Source organism: Flavobacterium acetivorans (genome assembly GCF_020911885.1).
In the GTDB taxonomy this organism is placed as follows: Bacteria; Bacteroidota; Bacteroidia; order Flavobacteriales; family Flavobacteriaceae; genus Flavobacterium; species Flavobacterium acetivorans.
This window is the reverse complement of the sequence record NZ_CP087132.1, coordinates 3,533,918-3,554,723: the sequence shown is the minus strand read 5'-3', so window position 1 is coordinate 3,554,723 and position 20,806 is coordinate 3,533,918. Positions and strand designations below refer to the sequence as shown.

The window sequence follows — 20,806 nt, the reverse complement described above, 5'->3', positions numbered from 1 at the left end:
TAAGGTACTGATGAATTAATAATTATTATAGTGAACAACCTTAAATTCTTTTTTGGAAAATTAAATCTAAAATGATTCATTAACAAACTTAAAAATAATCAGTGTAAGATAGTCATAATATTTTATTAAATTTTGAACTATGAAAAAAAATAATTTGGAGTGCTTTTGGATAATAATTTCGAATCTAAAAAAAAGAATGACAATTTGACATTTTACAAGAATTGGCAGTACTTTTGCAATCCAAAGAAAAGTGTAAAAAATGAAGTTTAAGAATATTTTTAAAAATACAAGTACTATGACTACTGATAATACAGAAATCAATCAAGAGATAGAGGATGCTACAACATTAGAGCAAAATGGAAATACAGAGCAAAACGGGATTGATGAATTAAGTGTTGAAGAACAATTAGCGCAAGACTTAGCTAAAGAGAAAGATAAGTATTTGCGTTTATTTGCTGAATTTGAAAATTACAAAAGAAGAACTTCAAAAGAACGTATCGAATTATTCAAAACAGCTAATCAAGATGTTTTAATGTCGATGTTGCCTGTTTTGGATGATTTTGACAGAGCTATAATCGAAATTGCGAAATCGGAGGATGAGGCGATGGCGAAAGGTGTGGAACTTATTCATGAGAAACTCAAAAGCACATTAGCAGCCAAAGGTTTAGAGCAAGTTGATGTTAAGGCAGGTGATGCTTTCGATGCTGATTTTGCCGAAGCAATTACACAAATTCCGGCTCCTACACCTAAACTAAAAGGTAAAATTGTTGATGTTATTGAAAAAGGATACAAACTGGGAGATAAAATCATTCGTTTCCCAAAAGTGGTAACAGGGCAATAAATTTGATAGAGATGCACAGTAGTGTGACTCCACAAAAGAAAAAATAAAAATGAAAAAAGATTTTTACGAGATATTAGGTGTTTCAAGAAGCGCTGATGCTGCGGCGATAAAGAAAGCCTACAGAAAGAAAGCCATTGAGTTTCATCCTGACAAAAACCCTGGAGACAAATCGGCAGAAGATAAGTTTAAAGAAGCTGCTGAGGCCTATGAAATTTTAGGTGATGCCGATAAAAAAGCAAAATACGACCAATACGGACACCAAGCTTTTGATGGTTCAGGCGGATTTGGCGGTGGTCATGGCGGCATGAACATGGACGATATTTTCAGCCAGTTTGGTGATATTTTTGGTGGTGGTTTCGGCGGTTTCGGCGGAAGCAGAAGCGGAGGCGGAGTACGTCGCGCCAAAGGAAGTAATTTGCGTATCAAAGTGAAATTGAGTTTGGAGGAAATTGCTAATGGTGTTGAGAAAAAAGTAAAAGTAAAACGCAAAGTTCAGGCTCCCGGAGTAACATACAAAACCTGTTCTACTTGTAATGGTCAAGGGCAGGTAATGCGTGTGACCAATACCATTTTGGGCAGAATGCAATCGGCTTCTACTTGTCCTAGTTGTGGCGGATCAGGTCAAATTTTAGACAAAAAACCATCCAATGCGGATTCGCAAGGGATGATTCTAGAAGATGAAACCGTTTCTATAAAAATTCCGGCAGGAGTTGTTGACGGTATGCAATTGAAAGTTTCCAATAAAGGAAATGATGCGCCAGGAAACAGCATTCCAGGAGATTTAATTGTAGCTATCGAAGAGTTAGAACATGAATTCTTGAAACGTGAAGGAGAAAATTTGCATTATGATTTATATGTAAGTTTTCCAGAAGCAATTTTGGGAGTTTCTAAGGATATCGAAGCAATCAATGGTAAAGTAAGAATCAAATTGGAAGAAGGAATTCAATCCGGTAAGATTCTTAGACTAAAAGGAAAAGGAATTCCAAGTATCAATGGATATGGTAGCGGAGATTTACTGGTGCATGTAAATGTTTGGACTCCAAAAACATTGAACAAGGAACAAAAACAATTTTTCGAGAAAAATATTACCGACGAAAATTTTATTCCAAATCCTGAAAAATCAGACAAATCCTTTTTTGAAAAAGTGAAAGATATGTTCTCTTAAATAGAAAACTGCATTAATCGCTTTTATTAAGATACAAATTCCCATCCTTGTAAAAATGAGGATGGGTTTTTTTATGTAACAATCACAAGCATTTCGCTACTAATTATTTACTTTTACACCCGCGAAGCCAAAAAGGCCGAACTGACGAAGAAAATTCAAAAATTCAGCATGAATACCTTATTAGAAGTCAATAAAGTCGTGAAGCAATATGGTGATTACGTAGCGCTTAACGAAGTTTCATTAACCGTTCCCCAAGGCAGTATTTATGGCCTTTTAGGTCCAAATGGTGCCGGAAAAACGTCTCTTATTCGAGTCATAAACCAAATCACTTTACCCGATAGCGGCGAAATTATCCTTGATGGTGAAAAATTACAGCCAAAACATGTGCAATACATAGGCTATCTTCCCGAAGAAAGAGGATTGTACCAAAGTATGAAAGTGGGAGAACAATGCTTGTATTTGGCTCAAATGAAAGGATTGTCTAAGGAAGAAGCCAAAAAGCAATTGGAATATTGGTTTGACCGATTGGGAATTCAAGGTTGGTGGAACAAGAAAATCCAAGAACTTTCGAAAGGAATGGCTCAAAAAATCCAGTTTGTGGTTTGCGTATTGCACAAACCGAAGTTGTTGATTTTTGACGAACCTTTCTCCGGTTTCGATCCTGTAAATGCAAATGTCATTAAAGATGAAATTTTGAAATTGCGAGAAGATGGTGCTACCATAATTTTTTCTACGCATCGAATGGAAAGCGTGGAAGAACTTTGTGATCATATTGCACTCATTCACAAATCGAATAAACTGATTGAAGGCAAGCTCGAAGATGTAAAAAGACAATTTAAGACCAATAGCTTTGAAGTTGGGATTTTATCGGATAATGTTGAGGGTTTGATGTATGATATTACTCAAAAATTTACCGTAGGTCCGGCTAATTTTAAATCGCTTAATAACGAGTTGAAACTCGAAATTCAATTGGGGAAGTCCATGCCTAATGAATTATTGAACGTATTGACGCAACGAGGGCAAGTAACCCATTTTGTGGAAAAAATTCCAAGCGTAAACGATATTTTTATTCAAACAGTAACACGATAGATATTTAGAACGTTAGACTTCTTAGATTTTAGATTAAATCAGAGAACGTCTAAGAAATCTAAGAATGTCTAAAAATCTAACAATCTAATATAAATGAGTATTGTATCACTAATCATAAAAAGGGAATTTATTGCCAAGGTGCGTAATAAATCCTTTATTGTAATGACATTTTTAAGTCCGTTATTGTTTGTGGCAATAGCCGCTTTTGTGGGTTATTTGAGTTCCATGAAAGCAGATACCAAACGAATTGCCATCCATGATGAATCAGGCCTTTTTGTTAAAGATTTTACGTCTCAAAACAGCAGTAAAGACGATTATAAATACTTTGATTTATCGTTAATTGATACAAAATTTCTCAAGGACAGTATTACAAAAGAAAGCTACGAAGGTTTATTAGTAATCCCAAAAACGACGCATATTGCCGATTTGGAAAGCAAGATTCAGTTCATATCAAACAGCAGTCCTAGTATTGCATTTATTGAAAATGTACAAAATACAATTGCCAAAAAGATTACTAAACTCAATCTCGAAAAGGCACATTTGGACACTTTGGCTATTAAAAAAGCCCAATCCAAAGTCAGTATTAGTTTAGCCAAAGCTTCTGGTGAGGAAAGTGTAAAAGGATTGAATGAAATAAAAATTGCCATTGGCGGCGGATTTGGTTATCTCATTATGATGTTCATCATTATCTACGGAAACATGGTGATGCGCAGTGTTATCGAAGAAAAAACAAATCGAATTATCGAGATCATCATTTCATCTGTGAAACCATTCCAGTTGATGATTGGTAAAATTATTGGAACCTCACTGGCGGGAATCCTTCAGTTCTTTATTTGGGCGGTTATAGGACTTTCTTTGATGTTTGCCGCTTCGATGTTTTTTGGTGTCAATGTGGGGCCAACAGCCAAGGTTTCACCAGAATTAATGCAACAAGCCCAACAGGAATTTACCAGTACGGCCCAGATGTATATCAAAGAGTTGTGGAATTTGCCTATAGCGAGTATTCTTATCGGTTTCGTTGTTTATTTTATAGGAGGTTATTTTCTATACAGTTCTTTTTATGCAGCCATTGGCGCAGCGGTTGACAATCAAACGGATTCACAGCAGTTTCTGTTGCCTATTATTATGCCATTGATGTTGAGTGTTTATGTTGGTTTTTTCAGTGTAATGAGCGATCCCAATGGGACAATAGCGGTAGTTTTTTCGATGATTCCGCTTACCTCACCCATTGTCATGCTAATGCGAATTCCTTTTGGCGTACCTTTGTGGCAAATTGCGATATCAGTGACCTTATTATTTGCAACTTTCTTTGCAGTAGTTTGGTTTGCCGCCAAAATATACCGAGTAGGAATATTGATGTATGGTAAGAAACCCACTTGGAAAGAATTATACAAATGGCTTAAATACTAATAAAAGGTATAGTTTTTGATTTTTCAGAGCCAAATAAATTAAATGTAGATGAGTAAAATATTAATCATAGAGGACGAAGCAGCAATTCGAAGAGTATTGACTAAAATACTTTCGGAAGAAAGCGACAGTTATCAAGTAGAAGAAGCCGAAGACGGCGTTGCCGGATTTGATAAAATAAAAAATAACGATTATGACCTCGTTCTGTGCGACATTAAAATGCCCAAAATGGATGGAGTTGAATTGCTTGAAGCGGTCAAAAAAATAAAACCCGAGATTCCAATGGTGATGATTTCCGGTCATGGTGACATGGAAACAGCCATCAATACAATGCGCTTAGGGGCTTTTGATTATATTTCGAAACCACCGGATTTAAACCGATTGCTCAATACGGTTAGAAATGCATTAGACAGGAAACAACTTGTAGTAGAAAATAAGATTTTAAAGAAAAAAGTAAGTAAAAACTACGAGATAATTGGTGAAAGCGAAGCGATTGATCATATCAAAGTGATGATCGATAAAGTAGCCCAAACCGAAGCCAGAGTGCTTATCACGGGACCTAATGGAACCGGAAAAGAACTCGTTGCGCATCAATTGCATGAAAAAAGCGAGCGCGCCAGTTTCCCTTTAATTGAAGTTAATTGTGCCGCAATTCCTTCTGAATTGATTGAAAGTGAGCTTTTTGGTCATGTAAAAGGTGCTTTTACCTCGGCGGTGAAAGATCGCGCCGGAAAATTCGAAGCGGCTGACAAAGGAACTATTTTCTTGGATGAAATTGGCGATATGAGTCTTTCGGCTCAGGCCAAAGTATTGCGCGCCTTGCAGGAAAGCATGATTACCAGAGTCGGCGCAGATAAGGATATCAAAGTAGATGTTCGTGTGATTGCGGCGACCAATAAAGATTTGAAAACAGAAATTGCCGAAGGTCGTTTCCGCGAGGATTTATACCATCGATTGGCGGTAATATTGATAAAAGTGCCTTCTTTGAACGAAAGAAGAGAAGATATTCCGATGTTGATTTCGCATTTTGCGGCAAAAATTGCTTCCGAGCAAGGAAATGCCTTGAAGAAATTTTCTCCCGATGCGGTCAAATTACTACAGGAATACGATTGGACAGGAAATATACGTGAATTGAGAAACGTGGTGGAACGTTTGATTATCCTTGGCGGAAGCGAAATTTCGGAGAGTGATGTAAAACTCTTTGCAAGTAAATAATTGTTGAATTTAAGATTTATATCCAAAATCTTAAATTCAAAATTTAAAATTAAATTATGAAATTAAAAAAAATAAACGAAGACCTAAAGCAAAATTTAATTGACAACGGTTTAACCGAAGCCAATGCGATGCAGCAGGAAACTTTTTCGACTATAAAAAGTGGCGCCGATTGCATTATTGTTGCACCAAAAGGAAGCGGAAAAACCACTACTATTGTCCTTAATGTCATTCAAAAATTGGTTGGTGAAACCGAAGAATCTCCAAGAGCTTTGATTATTGTTGAAGACAAAACCAAAGTACTGGAAATGGTTGAGCTTTTTGAAAAGTTTGGAAAATATAGCAATCTGGAAATCTATGGTGTTCATGATAAAGGAGATATGGACTATGATAAAAACTATATTTCTACCGGAATTGACGTGTTGATAGGAACACCCAATAAGTTGAGCGATATGTTTAGTACGGCAGGTTACAATGTCAACCGATTGAAAATGTTTATCATTGATGATGCAGATCCAATTTTGAAATTGCGTCATGAGACTAAAATTATGCGTATTTCGAACAGTATTGCTAGAACACAACGCATTATTTTCACAGAACAGCTGTCTGAAAGAATTGAAAGCCTTGCAGATAAAATGATGGAAGAGCCTTTCCTTTTTGAAATTGATGACGAAGAAGAAGAGGAAGAAGACAACAGTGTAGAGTAAACAATTTTCAATTCAACGTACTTCTTATCGTTTTTGATTTTATAGGGTATAAAGATAATTTAGTACTTTTGATACAAAACAAATACGATGGATATTTCTGCTAAAAAACTGGAATTATTGGATTGGTTGCTTCATATAGAAGACGAATCTAAGCTTAAAAAAGTATTGGCTTTTAAGCATATATTAGATAAAGAAGTATTGGTTTATGACGCTAAAGGGTATCCTGTCTCAAAAGAGGAGTATATCAATTTGGTGAATGAAGCCGATGAACGAATCTCATCAGGGAAATTTACCACGCTTGAAGATTTGGAAAAAGAAATTGAGAATTGGTAATATGCAAAGGCCAATAAAGATACTTTGGGATGACCAAGCTAAAGAAGATTTAAGATTAATTTTTGATTTCATTAAAATAAAATCACTTCAAGGAGCGAGAAACGTTATTCATGATATTGTAAAGGAAAGCAAAAATATTCATTATGCGGAGCAGTATCAAGTTGATGAGATTTTAGGAGAGCCATATAGAAGAATGATTGTTAGAGACTTTAAGATTATTTATAAAGTTCATAGTGAAATTGAAATTAGGATCCTTCAAATTTTTGACACAAGTCAAAATCCAAGTAAATTAAACAAGTAAAAAATAATTTTAGATATAAAATAGTAGCATGGGATTAATGAAAGTGTTTTCAGGAAGTGAAATTTTAGCCATGGCCTTGAAAGAAAGAATCGAAGTAGCCGGTATTGATGTCGTAATGAAAGACAATATTCAATCGGCTAGATTGGCTGGTTTTGGAACTTCGGGATCAGCGGTAGAATTGTTTGTTCAGGAAACGGAATTTGCAAAAGTGAATCCGGTTATTGAAGAATTTAGATTGAGTATTTAATAGCCTATTTATTGAAAAGTATAAAAACCTTGATGCGATTTTGTCGTCAGGGTTTTTCTTTTTAAAAGGTTTAAACGAAAGAAAATGAAATATAAAATGTTGGTTTTAGACATGGATGATACCCTGTTGACGGACGACCATAAAATTTCGGACGAAAATAAAGAGATGCTTTTTAAAGCGCAGGAATTGGGGGTTTATGTTATTTTGGCATCCGGAAGGCCAACCCCTGCGATGCTTCCTTTTGCAAAGGAATTGCAATTGGATAATTCCTATATGATTTCTTATAATGGAGCGGTGATTACGGATTTGAAAGAGGATAAAGTGATATTTGAACAAACTTTGACCCAACAACAAATACATGAATTGTATGATTACAGTCTGGAAAGTAAAACGCATATCATTACTTATGTTGATGGGAAAATTGTAAGTGAAACCGATTCCGAGTTCATTGATATCGAAAAAAACATAACGGGTTTAGAACATAATAAAGTGGCTGATTTTAAACAAGCGGTGCCTTCTTCGGCTGTGAAATGCATTTTATTGGAAGAACCAACTTATTTAAAGGAAGTCGAAAAAGATTTGAAAGCGGCTATGCCGCATTTGAGTGCGAGTATGTCCAAACCTTTTTTCCTTGAGGTGGCCCAAAATGGCATTGATAAGGCGGCGAGCATAAAAATACTGGCAGAAAAACTCGATATTAAACAAAGCGAAATTATTGCTGTTGGTAACGCGGGTAATGATTTGACAATGGTAGAATATGCCGGATTAGGAGTTTGGGTCGATAATGTGAATCCAGAATTAAGAGACAGAGCCGATGTGATTGTGGCTTCAAACAATGATCATGGTGTGGCTGAGGTCGTTCGCCGATTTATATTGAATTAGGATTTTTTGCAATTTATATATTTGAACCATTAAGGTATTGAGGTAATTTAAGAGTTGTTCTTAATCTTGATTTCTTAATGGTTTTTTAGTTTGCGCTCCGCAAAGTCTCCGACTTTGAGGTCGTGATTTACGGTTTTTAACCGATTTTTGTTTTCGATTGGTTTTTTAAATCAGTCACAGACTGATTAATGCATTCACAAAGTCAGAGACTTTGCGTAGCGCCCAAATTGTTATCTTAATTTTTTCTTTTGGTTTTTGTTTGTATTGAAGATAGCAGTTATAATAATGTCTTTTTCGTCAACACTATACAAAACCACAAAAGGGAATTTTTTTACGACTGCTTGATGGTATATTTTATAGACAACTTTGTAAGTCGTGTAATTCAAAACGATTGATTTGTAGCAATTATCTAATTCGTCAAGAAATCGTTCGCCTAGATTTTTTCATCTGGATTCATAAAATTCATAAGCTACAATGGTATCCATATTAGCACGAAAAGTAAATTTAAGATTTCTTTTCATTAAAGCTTTTTCTGGCATTGTTTTTTATTTCTTCCCAAGTAAAAGAAGGTTCTTCTCCAGAATAGTATTTTGCTGTTGCGTCTTCTAAAATTAACTTTTGTTCAGCGGTCAATTCATATTTTGAATGTTCATCGCTGAAGACCTCTTTTAAAAAATCCAAGGTGCTTTGATCTTCCGTGTGGATGATTTTATCGATTAACTCCAGTTTATCTTTTTGTAAATTAGTTGATTGCATGGTTTTTTAGCTTAGAATCTATTTACAAATATAATGATAATCGCATTTTAATTGTTGTAATTAATATGTAAATTTGCAACCTCAATTTTTTTGACAACGATTTCATTAAATTGAGTTTACTTATGGAAAATAGAAAAAAAGTTGCCTTTTATACGCTGGGTTGTAAGTTGAATTTTTCGGAAACATCAACGATTGCGCGTTCGATTGAGGATGAAGGTTTTGATCGTGTTGATTTTGAAGAAGTGGCCGATATGTATGTGATCAATACCTGTTCGGTAACCGAAAACGCTGATAAACAGTTCAAACAGATTGTAAAAAAAGCAATGAAACTCAATGATAAGGCTTTTATTGCGGCGGTGGGTTGTTATGCCCAATTAAAACCGGAAGAATTAGCCGCTGTTGATGGTGTTGATTTGGTTTTGGGAGCTACCGAAAAGTTTAAAATCACCGATTATATTAATGACTTGTCCAAAAATGATTTGGGCGAAGTCCATTCTTGCGAGATTTCAGAAGCTGATTTCTATGTAGGAAGTTATTCTATTGGTGACAGAACCCGCGCTTTCTTGAAAGTTCAGGATGGCTGTGATTACAAATGTACTTATTGTACGATTCCGCTTGCCAGAGGAATTTCCAGAAGTGACGAATTGGAAAATGTGCTGAAAAATGCCTACGAAATTTCGAAGCAAAATATCAAGGAAATTGTTTTGACCGGTGTGAATATTGGTGATTACGGAAAAGGTGAATTTGGAAACAAAAAACACGAACATACTTTCCTGGAATTGGTTCAGGCATTGGATAAAGTGGAAGGAATCGAAAGATTGCGTATTTCGTCTATCGAGCCTAATTTGTTGAAAAATGAAACGATAGAATTTGTATCGAAAAGCAGAACCTTTGTACCACATTTTCATATTCCGTTGCAATCCGGAAGTAACGATATTCTGAAATTGATGAAACGCCGTTATTTGCGCGAAGTATATACCGAAAGAGTCAATAAAATCAAGGAAGTGATGCCGTACGCTTGTATAGGCGTGGATGTGATTGTGGGTTTTCCTGGTGAAACCGATGAGCATTTTTTGGAAACTTATCATTTCCTAAACGAAATGGATATTTCGTATTTGCATGTTTTTACCTATTCAGAGCGTGATAATACCGAAGCAGCTGAAATGGAAGGAGTTGTTCCTGCCAATGTTCGTGCAAAACGCAGCAAAATGTTACGCGGATTATCGGTTAAAAAACGTCGTGCTTTTTATGAAAGTCAGTTAGGAACAAACAGAACAGTACTTTTTGAGAGTGAAAATAAAGAAGGCTATATTCACGGTTTTACCGAAAACTATGTCAAAGTAAAAACACCTTGGAACCCGGAATTAGTGAATACTTTACACGAAATCAATCTGACTAAAATTGATGAAGACGGAAGCGTAAGAATGGATTTTGTTTCTGCTTTGGTTTAAACATATAAGTCATATAAGTTTTTTAAAATCATTGAGCGATTAAGCTCTTTTGAGATTAAATGCTATAATTTTTTAAACCATTAAGAGATTAAGTTTCATTAAGTTTTAAGCTTAATTTTCTTAATCTCTTAATGGTTTTTTAGTAGAGAAAGTTCGACTTTAAGACTTTTGACTTTCGGCTAATTTTAAGGATTGGTTGACCAAATGCTGCTGTTTTTAATGAAAACGCGACGATTCAATTTAAGTTGAGCGATAATTAATTCGGCCATATCTTCGGCTTGCATCACTTTCTCCGGATTGCCATCGGTCAGTTTTAAATCTTTGGCCATATCGGTAGCAACGGTACTTGGAGTCAGCGCTGTTACGCGAATATTGTGTTTGCGCATTTCTTGCATTAATGAATCAGTCAGGCCAAGAACAGCAAATTTTGAAGCGCTGTAAGCACTTGTTAAAGCATTTCCGGCTAATCCAGCAGTCGATGAAATATTGATAATGTCTCCTGTTTGTCTTTCGATCATGTTAGGAATAACGGTACGTGTTACATAATAAGTTCCCATTAAATTTACTTGAATAATGCGTTCCCAAGTTACTGGTTCTAATTCCAAGAATTTACCAAAAGCACCAATTCCGGCATTGTTGATTAAAATATCAATAGTTCCAAATTCGGCTAGAGCTTTTTCAACAGCAGAATTTACAGAGTTGATATCGGCGACATCAGCCGTTATGGCGAGTGCTTTTACTCTAAGTGAACGCGCTTTTGCAGCTACATTATCAATCTCTTCTTGGGTTCTGGCCAGTAATATTACGTTTACGCCTTCTTTGGCTAAGGCAATTGCTACGGCTTTACCAATTCCTTTTCCTGCACCGGTTATCAGCGCATTTTTATTTTTTAAATCGTTCATGTTTTCGTTTTTTTGTTGATTTCAAAAATCAAATATTGTCTTGCAAAAATACCCTTTTCGGATTTTAAATCTCCTTTTGGGTTTCTATTTAATCTAAATTTAACTTTATAAGCTTAATCTTAAAAGAAGTTTTTTTTGTTTATTTTAAATCTAAACTTAATTTATAAATGTTACTTTTTAATGCATCCGTATCGTTGTCTTCGCAAAGCAGGATTTCTATTTTTTCTTTTGTGTTTTTGAAAACAGTTATGCCTTCAAATTTATGTTTGTCGCTTATTTTTTTTGTAAAATCAATTTTCATGGTCTCAAGATCAATCCGTCCAATAAGGCTTCCCAGAACTTCTCCATCATCATAGGTAGATTGGGTATTTTCGGCAGTGGCCAAAAAATAAATCGTATTCTCTATTAAAACAGCATCGGTAAAACTGGAGCGTACTCCTTTTATTTTTGGCAGTTTATAATCATTTGAAAGCAAGCTAAATTCTTGATCTAATTTTTTGGCACGAAGGCTAAAGAGCGTGTTTTTGTTTGAAATACCATTGCCACGGTTAAAAAAGTACCAGTTTTCACCATCGTAAATAACGCCTTCGAGATTAAAATCTTCGGGTTTGATGTTTGCGAAACTTTGCATCACAGCATAAAGATCGACCAGATTATTAGTGGCAGTTTTCTTTTTTTCCTTTAAATCGAATTCAACCATCCTATTCCTGTTTGGGGTAGAACCCGAACCAAAAATATATAGGGTGTCTTGAAAATGAGTGATGGATTCAAAATCTGGTTTTTCACTTTTGGGAATATTTACCGATGGATTTTTGATGAGCGGATGTTGTTTTAAATCCTGAGAATTGATATTGTATTCGTATAGAAATCCGCTGTTGTCACCAATAATTAGTAAACTGTTGTCTTGGTAAAAAAGCCCAGATGCGGAGCCAATGCCTATAATTGTGGTGAATAATTCTAATGTTATTTTTTTCATATTTTAGTATTGAATGGGAAATGCCTAGCCCAGATAGCAGTGAAAATCCTATTGTGTGCGCCACAGCGGACACAATAGATTGCAACGAATAGCTGGAAAAAGCTCCTAATTTAGTTAATGCTTAAGATGATAAATGGTTTAATTTCAATTGATTATTTTGTTATATTTGAGTGAGTAAAGATAAAACATTTCCTATGAAGTCAATTAATCCCGATGATTTTAAAGTGGTTCGTCCTATTGAACTTTCTAAAATACCTACTTTGCTTGTTGAGGGCAGCAGTGACGAAGAGGAAGAAGATAAATTAGACAAGGTTCGAGAAAAGCTGAGTGAATTGCAGGACGTGATGTATGCGCATAATCGCTACGGAGTCTTGATTTGTTTGCAAGGAATGGATACTTCGGGAAAGGACAGTTTGATTCGGGAAGTTTTTAAGGAGTTCAATTCGCGTGGGGTAGTGGTGCATAGTTTTAAAACACCCAATTCGACCGAGTTAGAACACGATTATTTATGGCGCCATTATTTGGCTTTGCCTGAAAAAGGCAAGTTTGCGGTTTTTAATCGAACGCATTATGAAAATGTATTGGTTACAAGGGTACATCCGGAATATATTATGAATGAGAATTTGCCTGGAATTGAAAAGGTAGAAGATATTACTCCTGAATTCTGGCAAAATCGAATGGAACAGATCAGGAATTTTGAGAAGCATATTACCCAAAATGGCAGCATTGTGTTGAAGTTCTTTTTACACATGAGTAAGGAAGAGCAAAGAGAAAGGCTGCTGAGAAGGTTAGAAGAGCAAAAGCACAATTGGAAGTTCTCAACGGGAGATTTGAAGGAAAGGGAACGCTGGGCGGATTATATGCATTATTACCAAGAAGCGATTAATAAAACTTCGACAGCATATGCGCCTTGGTATGTAGTTCCGGCCGATGATAAGGAGATGTGCCGCTATATTGTGGGCAAAATTATCTGGGAAGAGATGCAAAAACACACAGACATCCGAGAGCCTGAAATGGATGAGAAAGTCAAGGAAAATATTGAATTGTATAAGGAGATTTTGAGAAAAGAATAAATAAAAAATGCGCTGAATTTCAGCGCATTTTTTATGTTTTAAAGTAAGCTTATAATTTAAAACCATAGGCCAAACGTATTCCAATTTGTCCAACTCCTTTACCGTTATTGTTTAGTTTTGGAAAATCAGAATAGTGTTCGTAATGTACCGAAAGGTCAATGTATTTTGTGGCATATCCAATAGTTGGAGCTAATAAAAAGGAGGTTTGGTTGTAGTCATTTGTTACAGCAAAGGCAGCTCCGGCTTCTCCCATTATATAAAACTGATCGTTCCATATAAAGGCTTTAAAACCCGCTTTTGCAGGAATAAAACCTAAATCACTTCCGTCAGCTTCACTTACAAATAGGTTTGAAAAACCGGTGGTTAGGGTGAGCGAATATCTTTTTGATAGGTCATATTGCAATCTGGCATCGGCTCCTAAGGCTAATTTATAAGGCTCGTTAGTGGCGTAGCCAGCGTTCAAACCAATTCCTAAACGGAAGCCTTGGTCATAATTTGTTGTTGTTTCTTGTGCTTGTGCTTGACTTGCAAATAATGTCGTGACTGCAAATACGAATAGGACTTTAATTTTTTGTGTAGGTTTCATAGTTTTTAATTTTAGATTCATTTTTTTAATTGATAACTAATGCAAATTTAGGTTTGAGAATAACGACGAATGTTATAGAATTATTTGATTTTGTTTCAAAATATTTAAACGGCTGTAAAAAAACATAAAAGATTACTATTTATTAATTGATTTATTACAGGGACATTCAGATGCTTCTAATTATCTTTGCCAAAAAAAAAGCAAAAGTGAATTTATCCCAGTACACAAAAGAGTTTTCTTATAATTTACGATTAGCCTATCCTATTATTTTGGGGATGCTTGGACATACAATTGTTGGTATTGTCGACAATATTATGGTAGGAAAACTAGGGCCAACAGAATTGGCTGCAGTTTCTTTGGGCAATAGTTTTGTTTTTATAGCCATGTCATTGGGTATAGGTTTTTCTACGGCGATTACACCTTTGGCTGCTGAAGCCGATGGAAAAGGAGATGTAGAAGAAGGACGCAGTGTGTTTCATCATGGGCTATTTTTATGTACAATCTTAGGAATGACTTTGTTCTTGATTATATTCTTTTTTAAGCCTTTGATCGCTTTTATGGGACAACCGGAAATTGTGGTTGAAATGGCAAAGCCTTACCTTGATATTGTGGCTTTTTCGCTGGTTCCTCTTATTATTTTTCAGGCCTACAAACAGTTTGCTGACGGGAAGTCGGAAACTAAATATTCAATGTGGGCAACCATTATAGGGAATTTGGTTAATGTTGTCATTAATTATTTCTTGATTTATGGGATTTGGTTTTTTCCTAAAATGGGAATTGTGGGAGCGGCTATAGGTACGATTGTTTCTCGTATTGTGATGTTAATTTATATGCATTACGTCCTAGTTAGTAAACCCAAATTTCATCCTTATTTTGAAAATTTCAGTTTTAAAGAAATTAAGAAGCAAATGGTCAATAAAATCATTAACTTAGGTTTGCCTTCGTCTATGCAAATGTTCTTTGAAGTTGCTTTGTTTACGGGAGCTATTTGGCTTTCGGGGCTTTTGGGAACAACAAGTCAGGCAGCCAATCAGATTGCGTTGAGTTTAGCATCCTTAACTTTCATGTTTGCCATGGGACTGAGTGTGGCTGTTATGATTAGGGTAGGGAACCAAAAGGGTTTGATGGATTATGTAAAGCTTCAGCTTGTGGCGCGATCCATATTTTTATTGGCTATATTTCTTGAAATTGTATTTGCTGTTATTTTTGTGGTTTTTCACCAATACTTACCAGAATTATTTGTGAATATGAATGATATGGTACATATAAATGAAACCAAGGAAGTTGTCTTTATAGCCTCACAACTGTTATTTGTGGCCGCAGTTTTTCAAATTTCTGACGGAATTCAAGTAGTTGTATTGGGTGCTTTGAGAGGCTTGCAAGATGTAAAAATACCTATGTACATTACCTTTGTAGCCTATTGGGTGATTGGTTTTCCAATTTCTATTTACTTGGGATTGTACACTGATTTGAAGGCGGTGGGAATCTGGATTGGGCTTTTGGCCGGATTGACTGCAGCCGCTTTATTTTTGTATATTCGCTTTGCGCGATTGACAAGAAATCTGATTTTGAGTAACGAAAACAACAGCATTAATAAATAAATATAACATGGAATTACCAAAATTTTTACTGGGGGACAACACTGATTTTCCCGATGATATTTTTATCATACACTTAGATTATCCAAGATTTATCATCAATTTAAAAGACGATGAGGTGGAATTCATGGAAGAAGCGGAAGATCTGGATGAGGCTGAATTGAATGCGGAAATGGAAGGTTTGATTGAGCAAGCAAACACTTTCTACGACCGAGAAATGGAACGTTACGAGAAAGAATAATAATTTATTTGAAATACTTTTCTAATAAAATTTGGGCGGCTGCAAAAGGTGATGTTTCATCATTTTGCACCGCTTTTTTAGTAGAATCTAATAGCTTTTGAATTTCAGGATTATTAAAGAAGTTCAATTTTAATTGCTCATTGATGGTTTCAAGCATCCAATATTCATTTTGTTCAGCACGTTTTGTGTCAAAATAAGTATTCTCTTTTGTCTGTTTGATATATTTATCAATGGTTTTCCAAATTTCTGGAATTCCCTCATGGGTAATGGCACTACAGGTTGTTGTTGTGGGAATCCATCCTGATTTTTTTGCCGGAAAAAGATTCAATGCTCTGTTAAATTCTGTTTTTGCCAGTTTAGTTTTTTTGATGTTATCGCCATCGGCCTTGTTGATGACAATCGCATCCGCCATTTCCATAATTCCACGTTTTATACCTTGCAATTCATCACCAGCTCCAGCGATTTTTAGCAGTAAAAAGAAATCGACCATGCTGTGAACCGCAGTTTCGCTCTGTCCTACACCTACAGTTTCTATAATAATAGTGTCAAAACCGCAGGCCTCACAAAGCGTTATGGTTTCACGCGTTTTCCGTGCCACACCGCCTAGGGTTTCGCCAGAAGCCGAGGGTCTTATGTAAGCGTTGGGGTCTTTGACCAATTCTTCCATTCGGGTTTTATCGCCCAGAATGCTTCCGTGAGATATCGTACTGCTGGGATCGACCGCCAGAACCGCCACTTTTTTTCCTAAGCCGGTCAAATGTTTCCCGAAAGCTTCTATAAAAGTGCTTTTCCCTACGCCGGGAACTCCCGTGATTCCTATGCGGACAGATTTATTAGCATGATAGAGACAGGCATTAATGACTTCATTGGCTTTGGTCAAATGCTCCGGATTGGTGCTTTCGACCAAAGTAATCGCACGGCTTAAAGCGGTTATATTGCCAGACAAAATTCCGTCAATCAGTTCTTTTGAAGAGGGTTGCTTGTTTCTGAACTTTTGAATGTTCTTTACAACCACAGGGCTGATGATTTCTGGGGCGGTAATACCGGCTTTTTCGTTTAAAGCAGAATGTTTGTTTTTATCGTTTTCCAAAACTTAAAGTCATTTTAGTAAAATTAGTACTTAAACATGAATTATTTATTTTTTTTTGTTTTTTATGCGGATAATTTAGTTAATCCTTACTTAAAAAATTAAGAAATGAATTCTATAGTTCTACTGTGAGGTTTTTGTTTGTACTCTATGATATTTTCAAATTAGTAAATATATTTGTGGGGACATGTATAACTTTATATTAATCTTTTTTTTCTTATTTCTAGGGCTTGTTTTACAACGTGTAAAATGCTTTCCTACCAATACCTATAAATTATTAAATAAGATTGTAATTTTTGTTTGCCTTCCTGCTTTGGCTTTGTATTATATACCAAAGATTCATTGGAATAATCAGCTGTTATATCCTATTGGTGTGGCTTGGATTGGTTTTCTTTTTTCCTATTTGTTTTTCAAGTTTATGGGAAATAGGTTCGGTTGGTCGAGGAAGTTAACAGGTTGTTTGATTATAACGGCAGGTTTTGGGAACACATCCTTTTTAGGTTTTCCTATCATTCAGGCCTTGTATGGAGATGAAGGTTTGAAGATGGCAATTTTAGTAGATCAACCCGGTACTTTTGTAGTGTTGTCAACTTTTGGGATTTTGGTAGCAACACTTTATTCTTCCGGTAGTCCTAGCGGAATTTTTATTGCCAAAAAAATCCTTTTTTTTCCTCCATTTATTGCTTTTTTGATTGCTTGTGTAATGAATTTTTCTGGTTTCGATTTCCATCAGTTGTTCCAGTTGCTTTTGCAAAAAGTAGGTAGCGTGATGACACCACTGGCGATGCTTTCCGTTGGTTTACAATTGCAATTTGACCGGAAAAGCAAGCATCTGAAATTTTTAGGATTGGGCCTTTTGTTTAAACTACTGCTGACACCCGCCTTATTTTATTTTTTATATGTGGTGCTTTTGGGCCAAAATTCCAAAATGATTCATGTTGCTATTATGGAAGCGGCTATGGCGCCTATGATAACAGCTAGTATTTTAGCCTCTTCCTATGGTTTAAAACCGCGATTGAGTAGTATGATGATTGGTTTTGGGATTCCACTTTCTTTTATCACCTTGGCTTTTTGGTATCTTATCGTAACCTATCTTTGATTTTATGGGGAGTTATTCAAGTAGTTGTTTATTAGTTTTTTAGATTTTTATTTGCAAGGACTCTTGCTTGTACTCTAGATTTTTTTTAGTAATTTTAGAGTAACTTAAAAACGGTATTTATCATGGCAACATTACGATTAGGAGATATAGCTCCAGACTTTGAAGCAGAAACAACTCTGGGCAAAATTCATTTTCATGAATGGTTAGGCGATTCTTGGGGAGTATTATTTTCTCATCCGGCTGATTTTACACCTGTTTGTACAACCGAATTAGGTACCGTAGCCAATTATTCTAAAGAGTTTGAAAAGAGAGAAACTAAAGTTATTGCATTGAGCGTAGATGGATTAGCTTCGCACTTAGAATGGATAAAAGACATAAACAAAACCCAGCATACTACGGTTAATTTTCCTATTATCGCCGATGAAGATAGGCGAGTGGCAACTTTGTACGATATGATCCATCCTAATGCCAATGATCATTTTACAGTGCGATCTGTTTTTATCATTGCTCCAGATAAAAAGATAAAATTAATGCTTACTTATCCTGCGTCAACAGGAAGGAATTTTGACGAAATTCTGCGTGTTATTGACAGCTTACAATTGACATCAGAATATAGTGTTGCTACACCAGCCAACTGGAAAGACGGAGAAGACGTAGTGATTTCTACCTCGGTGCCGGACAGTGAAATTCCGCTAAAATTTCCAAAGGGATACCAACAAATAAAACCTTATTTGCGTATGACTCCTCAACCCAATAAGTAAAAGAGATTGTTTTTTAAAAAATAAAAAAGGATAATGAAGCGTTTTGCTTTATTATCCTTTTTTTATAAAATGGAAATTCATTTTCTAAATAAGTCCTTTAATTTTGGCATATTGCAACAGTAGGATAGTTTTAGCATCTTTTATTTGCCCCGACTCAATCATAGCGTAAGCTTCATCATAGGACATTTCCATAACTTCAATATTCTCCTCTTCGTGTTCTACACCACCACCTTCGCTAACTTTCATTGATTGGTCATATTCACCAACGAATAAATATAAAATTTCGGTTACGGCGCCAGGAGACATATAGGTTTCCATCACTTTCTGAATGTTAGCGATGCGGTAACCGGTTTCTTCTTCGGTTTCTCTGATAATACATTCTTCAGGATTATCTTCGTCTAATAGCCCAGCACAAACTTCGATCATCATGCCCGATTCATTTCCGTTAAGATAAGTAGGTAGTCTAAATTGCTTGGTTAGGATTACGGTCTTTTTTTGTGAGTTGTAAAGCAGAATGGCAGCGCCATTGCCGCGATCGTAGACTTCTCTTTTTTGGGTTATCCAAGTATTGTCTTTTTTTTGGTAGTCAAAAGTTACTTTGTTCAAAATGTACCAATTATCAGAAAGTAATTCGGTTTTTTTGATTTCTATTTTTGGGTCGTTCATGCGTTTGAGTTTATTGTTTTTTAACCACAAATGACATAAATTAATTCGTGGAAATTGATGTAATAAAAAACGCTCTGAAATCTCAGAGCGTTAGTGAATCTTATTTAAGGATTGTTTGTTTTCTGTCTGGTCCTACAGAAACAATCTTGATAGGAACTTCCACTTCTTTTTCAATGAACTCGATATATTCTTTTAGTTCGATAGGCAATTCGTCATAAGTAGTCATACCTGTCAAATCTTGTTTCCAACCTTTGAATTCTTGGTAAACTGGAGTAACATTTTCCGGTTCGATATTGTATGGGAAATGTGCTATTTTTTCTCCTTTGTAGTTGTAATCCGTACAAACTTTTAAAGTATCAAAACCTGAAAGAACATCACCTTTCATCATCATCAGTTGCGTAACACCATTGATTTGAACAGCATATTTTAAAGCAACTAAGTCTAACCATCCACAACGTCTTTGTCTTCCAGTAACTGATCCAAATTCATTTCCAACGCGTGCCATTGTAGTTCCGTCTTCGTCAAAAAGTTCCGTAGGGAACGGTCCGCTTCCAACACGGGTAACATAAGCTTTAAAAATACCGTAAACTTCTTTGATTTTATTTGGAGCAATTCCTAAACCAGTACAAGCACCAGCGGCAGTTGTATTAGAAGAAGTTACAAATGGATATGTTCCAAAATCAACATCAAGTAAAGACCCTTGGGCACCTTCACATAGGATTGATTTACCCGCTTTTTGAGCTTGGTGTAAATACTCTTCGCTATCAATGAAATCTAATTTTTTTAGATCTTCGATTGATTCAAAAAATTCTTTTTCTAACTCTTCTAAGTTGTATTGAATGTCAACATCATAAAAGGCAATCATGGCTTCGTGCTTGTCAGCCAAAGCTCTGTAACGCTCTTTGAAATCTTCCAGTTCGATATCTCCAACACGAAGACCATTTCTTCCTGTTTTGTCCATATACGTTGGTCCAATTCCTTTAAGAGTAGAACCAATTTTTGCTTTTCCTTTTGAAGCTTCAGAAGCAGCGTCAAGCAAGCGGTGTGTCGGTAAGATTAAATGGGCTTTTCTTGAAATGATTAGTTTCGATTTTAAGTCCAAATTAAATTTAGCCAATCCGTCAATTTCACCTTTAAAAACAACCGGGTCAATTACCACACCATTACCGATGATGTTTACGTTATTGGCATGAAAAATTCCAGAAGGAATTGTTCTAAGTACATGTTTTATTCCGTCAAATTCTAAAGTGTGTCCCGCATTAGGGCCTCCTTGAAAACGAGCAATAATATCATATTTTGAAGTAAGTACATCAACGATTTTACCTTTCCCTTCGTCTCCCCATTGTAATCCTAGTAATAAATCTACGGTCATTCTGTTTATTATTTGTTATTAATTTTTATCGAATGAACTGCTCTCAAGCGGTTC

General features: G+C 35.7%; 23 protein-coding genes. 16 read left to right on the top strand and 7 right to left on the bottom strand.

Annotated features, from left to right (window positions below):
* Positions 1 to 259: 259 nt before the first annotated feature.
* The 10 genes from LNP19_RS15340 (at position 260) to LNP19_RS15295 (ending at position 8,184) form a co-directional block, all read left to right on the top strand.
* Positions 260 to 841: a nucleotide exchange factor GrpE gene (locus LNP19_RS15340; RefSeq protein WP_230062766.1), complete on the top strand. Its 582-nt coding sequence runs from the start codon at positions 260 to 262 to the stop codon at positions 839 to 841.
* A 49-nt stretch (positions 842 to 890) separates the two neighbouring features.
* The gene (dnaJ, locus tag LNP19_RS15335) at positions 891 to 2,006 is read left to right on the top strand and encodes a molecular chaperone DnaJ (RefSeq protein ID WP_230062765.1); all 1,116 of its coding nucleotides are present in this window, start codon (positions 891 to 893) and stop codon (positions 2,004 to 2,006) included.
* 168 nt (positions 2,007 to 2,174) lie between these two features.
* A complete protein-coding gene (locus LNP19_RS15330; RefSeq protein ID WP_230062764.1) occupies positions 2,175 to 3,095 on the top strand; it encodes an ABC transporter ATP-binding protein in 921 nt (306 codons plus the stop codon).
* 93 nt (positions 3,096 to 3,188) lie between these two features.
* Positions 3,189 to 4,505, top strand: a complete 1,317-nt coding sequence (locus tag LNP19_RS15325) for an ABC transporter permease (RefSeq protein WP_230062763.1) — start codon at positions 3,189 to 3,191, stop codon at positions 4,503 to 4,505.
* 48 nt (positions 4,506 to 4,553) lie between these two features.
* A complete protein-coding gene (locus LNP19_RS15320; RefSeq protein ID WP_230062762.1) occupies positions 4,554 to 5,717 on the top strand; it encodes a sigma-54-dependent transcriptional regulator in 1,164 nt (387 codons plus the stop codon).
* Positions 5,718 to 5,773: 56 nt separating this feature from the next.
* Positions 5,774 to 6,421, top strand: coding sequence for a DEAD/DEAH box helicase (locus LNP19_RS15315; RefSeq protein ID WP_230062761.1), 648 nt, complete (start codon positions 5,774 to 5,776; stop codon positions 6,419 to 6,421).
* An 87-nt stretch (positions 6,422 to 6,508) separates the two neighbouring features.
* Positions 6,509 to 6,754: a hypothetical protein gene (locus LNP19_RS15310; protein WP_230062760.1), complete on the top strand. Its 246-nt coding sequence runs from the start codon at positions 6,509 to 6,511 to the stop codon at positions 6,752 to 6,754.
* A 1-nt stretch (position 6,755) separates the two neighbouring features.
* Positions 6,756 to 7,055 (top strand): type II toxin-antitoxin system RelE/ParE family toxin, encoded by a 300-nt coding sequence (locus LNP19_RS15305; protein ID WP_230062759.1) that lies wholly within the window; start codon positions 6,756 to 6,758, stop codon positions 7,053 to 7,055.
* A 28-nt stretch (positions 7,056 to 7,083) separates the two neighbouring features.
* Positions 7,084 to 7,302, top strand: coding sequence for a putative signal transducing protein (locus LNP19_RS15300; protein WP_230062758.1), 219 nt, complete (start codon positions 7,084 to 7,086; stop codon positions 7,300 to 7,302).
* Positions 7,303 to 7,386: 84 nt separating this feature from the next.
* Positions 7,387 to 8,184, top strand: coding sequence for a Cof-type HAD-IIB family hydrolase (locus tag LNP19_RS15295; protein WP_230062757.1), 798 nt, complete (start codon positions 7,387 to 7,389; stop codon positions 8,182 to 8,184).
* Positions 8,185 to 8,688: 504 nt separating this feature from the next.
* On the opposite strand, the gene LNP19_RS15290 is transcribed toward LNP19_RS15295, so the two are convergent.
* On the bottom strand, positions 8,689 to 8,940 hold the full coding sequence (locus LNP19_RS15290) for a hypothetical protein (protein ID WP_230062756.1): 252 nt from the start codon (positions 8,938 to 8,940) through the stop codon (positions 8,689 to 8,691).
* A gap of 122 nt (positions 8,941 to 9,062) precedes the next feature.
* On the opposite strand from LNP19_RS15290, the gene mtaB reads away from it, so the two are divergent.
* The gene (gene mtaB / locus LNP19_RS15285; RefSeq protein WP_230062755.1) at positions 9,063 to 10,391 is read left to right on the top strand and encodes a tRNA (N(6)-L-threonylcarbamoyladenosine(37)-C(2))-methylthiotransferase MtaB; all 1,329 of its coding nucleotides are present in this window, start codon (positions 9,063 to 9,065) and stop codon (positions 10,389 to 10,391) included.
* Positions 10,392 to 10,576: 185 nt separating this feature from the next.
* Here mtaB and LNP19_RS15280 read toward each other — a convergent pair whose 3' ends face one another.
* Together LNP19_RS15280 and LNP19_RS15275 are read right to left on the bottom strand one after the other, a co-directional pair.
* On the bottom strand, positions 10,577 to 11,293 hold the full coding sequence (locus LNP19_RS15280; protein WP_230062754.1) for a 3-ketoacyl-ACP reductase: 717 nt from the start codon (positions 11,291 to 11,293) through the stop codon (positions 10,577 to 10,579).
* Positions 11,294 to 11,432: 139 nt separating this feature from the next.
* The gene (locus LNP19_RS15275; RefSeq protein WP_230062753.1) at positions 11,433 to 12,269 is read right to left on the bottom strand and encodes a DUF6929 family protein; all 837 of its coding nucleotides are present in this window, start codon (positions 12,267 to 12,269) and stop codon (positions 11,433 to 11,435) included.
* Between the two features lie 194 nt (positions 12,270 to 12,463).
* On the opposite strand from LNP19_RS15275, the gene LNP19_RS15270 reads away from it, so the two are divergent.
* Positions 12,464 to 13,342: a PPK2 family polyphosphate kinase gene (locus LNP19_RS15270; protein WP_230062752.1), complete on the top strand. Its 879-nt coding sequence runs from the start codon at positions 12,464 to 12,466 to the stop codon at positions 13,340 to 13,342.
* Between the two features lie 49 nt (positions 13,343 to 13,391).
* Here the strand turns inward: LNP19_RS15270 and LNP19_RS15265 are convergent, their stop codons facing one another.
* Complete coding sequence (locus tag LNP19_RS15265) at positions 13,392 to 13,928, bottom strand: hypothetical protein (RefSeq protein ID WP_230062751.1); 537 nt, start codon at positions 13,926 to 13,928, stop codon at positions 13,392 to 13,394.
* Between the two features lie 206 nt (positions 13,929 to 14,134).
* Between LNP19_RS15265 and LNP19_RS15260 the strand changes: the two genes are divergently transcribed.
* Together LNP19_RS15260 and LNP19_RS15255 are read left to right on the top strand one after the other, a co-directional pair.
* Positions 14,135 to 15,529, top strand: a complete 1,395-nt coding sequence (locus tag LNP19_RS15260) for an MATE family efflux transporter (RefSeq protein ID WP_230064248.1) — start codon at positions 14,135 to 14,137, stop codon at positions 15,527 to 15,529.
* A gap of 7 nt (positions 15,530 to 15,536) precedes the next feature.
* Positions 15,537 to 15,767, top strand: a complete 231-nt coding sequence (locus LNP19_RS15255; RefSeq protein ID WP_230062750.1) for a hypothetical protein — start codon at positions 15,537 to 15,539, stop codon at positions 15,765 to 15,767.
* A 4-nt stretch (positions 15,768 to 15,771) separates the two neighbouring features.
* Here LNP19_RS15255 and meaB read toward each other — a convergent pair whose 3' ends face one another.
* Complete coding sequence (gene meaB, locus LNP19_RS15250) at positions 15,772 to 16,857, bottom strand: methylmalonyl Co-A mutase-associated GTPase MeaB (protein ID WP_230062749.1); 1,086 nt, start codon at positions 16,855 to 16,857, stop codon at positions 15,772 to 15,774.
* 184 nt (positions 16,858 to 17,041) lie between these two features.
* Between meaB and LNP19_RS15245 the strand changes: the two genes are divergently transcribed.
* A complete protein-coding gene (locus LNP19_RS15245; protein ID WP_230062748.1) occupies positions 17,042 to 17,953 on the top strand; it encodes an AEC family transporter in 912 nt (303 codons plus the stop codon).
* A gap of 122 nt (positions 17,954 to 18,075) precedes the next feature.
* The gene (locus LNP19_RS15240) at positions 18,076 to 18,714 is read left to right on the top strand and encodes a peroxiredoxin (protein ID WP_230062747.1); all 639 of its coding nucleotides are present in this window, start codon (positions 18,076 to 18,078) and stop codon (positions 18,712 to 18,714) included.
* An 84-nt stretch (positions 18,715 to 18,798) separates the two neighbouring features.
* Here LNP19_RS15240 and nudK read toward each other — a convergent pair whose 3' ends face one another.
* Both nudK and LNP19_RS15230 read right to left on the bottom strand, forming a co-directional pair.
* On the bottom strand, positions 18,799 to 19,380 hold the full coding sequence (gene nudK, locus LNP19_RS15235; protein ID WP_230062746.1) for a GDP-mannose pyrophosphatase NudK: 582 nt from the start codon (positions 19,378 to 19,380) through the stop codon (positions 18,799 to 18,801).
* 100 nt (positions 19,381 to 19,480) lie between these two features.
* On the bottom strand, positions 19,481 to 20,752 hold the full coding sequence (locus LNP19_RS15230) for an adenylosuccinate synthase (RefSeq protein ID WP_230062745.1): 1,272 nt from the start codon (positions 20,750 to 20,752) through the stop codon (positions 19,481 to 19,483).
* Positions 20,753 to 20,806 lie beyond the last annotated feature (54 nt).

Bases quoted from the DNA above. Each gene is read 5' to 3' on its own strand.
- LNP19_RS15340 (WP_230062766.1), top strand. From the start codon at position 260: ATGAAGTTTAAGAATATTTTTAAAAATACAAGTACTATGACTACTGAT.
- dnaJ (WP_230062765.1), top strand. From the start codon at position 891: ATGAAAAAAGATTTTTACGAGATATTAGGTGTTTCAAGAAGCGCTGAT.
- LNP19_RS15330 (WP_230062764.1), top strand. From the start codon at position 2,175: ATGAATACCTTATTAGAAGTCAATAAAGTCGTGAAGCAATATGGTGAT.
- LNP19_RS15325 (WP_230062763.1), top strand. From the start codon at position 3,189: ATGAGTATTGTATCACTAATCATAAAAAGGGAATTTATTGCCAAGGTG.
- LNP19_RS15320 (WP_230062762.1), top strand. From the start codon at position 4,554: ATGAGTAAAATATTAATCATAGAGGACGAAGCAGCAATTCGAAGAGTA.
- LNP19_RS15315 (WP_230062761.1), top strand. From the start codon at position 5,774: ATGAAATTAAAAAAAATAAACGAAGACCTAAAGCAAAATTTAATTGAC.
- LNP19_RS15310 (WP_230062760.1), top strand. From the start codon at position 6,509: ATGGATATTTCTGCTAAAAAACTGGAATTATTGGATTGGTTGCTTCAT.
- LNP19_RS15305 (WP_230062759.1), top strand. From the start codon at position 6,756: ATGCAAAGGCCAATAAAGATACTTTGGGATGACCAAGCTAAAGAAGAT.
- LNP19_RS15300 (WP_230062758.1), top strand. From the start codon at position 7,084: ATGGGATTAATGAAAGTGTTTTCAGGAAGTGAAATTTTAGCCATGGCC.
- LNP19_RS15295 (WP_230062757.1), top strand. From the start codon at position 7,387: ATGAAATATAAAATGTTGGTTTTAGACATGGATGATACCCTGTTGACG.
- LNP19_RS15290 (WP_230062756.1), bottom strand. From the start codon at position 8,940: ATGCAATCAACTAATTTACAAAAAGATAAACTGGAGTTAATCGATAAA.
- mtaB (WP_230062755.1), top strand. From the start codon at position 9,063: ATGGAAAATAGAAAAAAAGTTGCCTTTTATACGCTGGGTTGTAAGTTG.
- LNP19_RS15280 (WP_230062754.1), bottom strand. From the start codon at position 11,293: ATGAACGATTTAAAAAATAAAAATGCGCTGATAACCGGTGCAGGAAAA.
- LNP19_RS15275 (WP_230062753.1), bottom strand. From the start codon at position 12,269: ATGAAAAAAATAACATTAGAATTATTCACCACAATTATAGGCATTGGC.
- LNP19_RS15270 (WP_230062752.1), top strand. From the start codon at position 12,464: ATGAAGTCAATTAATCCCGATGATTTTAAAGTGGTTCGTCCTATTGAA.
- LNP19_RS15265 (WP_230062751.1), bottom strand. From the start codon at position 13,928: ATGAAACCTACACAAAAAATTAAAGTCCTATTCGTATTTGCAGTCACG.
- LNP19_RS15255 (WP_230062750.1), top strand. From the start codon at position 15,537: ATGGAATTACCAAAATTTTTACTGGGGGACAACACTGATTTTCCCGAT.
- LNP19_RS15245 (WP_230062748.1), top strand. From the start codon at position 17,042: ATGTATAACTTTATATTAATCTTTTTTTTCTTATTTCTAGGGCTTGTT.
- LNP19_RS15240 (WP_230062747.1), top strand. From the start codon at position 18,076: ATGGCAACATTACGATTAGGAGATATAGCTCCAGACTTTGAAGCAGAA.
- nudK (WP_230062746.1), bottom strand. From the start codon at position 19,380: ATGAACGACCCAAAAATAGAAATCAAAAAAACCGAATTACTTTCTGAT.
- LNP19_RS15230 (WP_230062745.1), bottom strand. From the start codon at position 20,752: ATGACCGTAGATTTATTACTAGGATTACAATGGGGAGACGAAGGGAAA.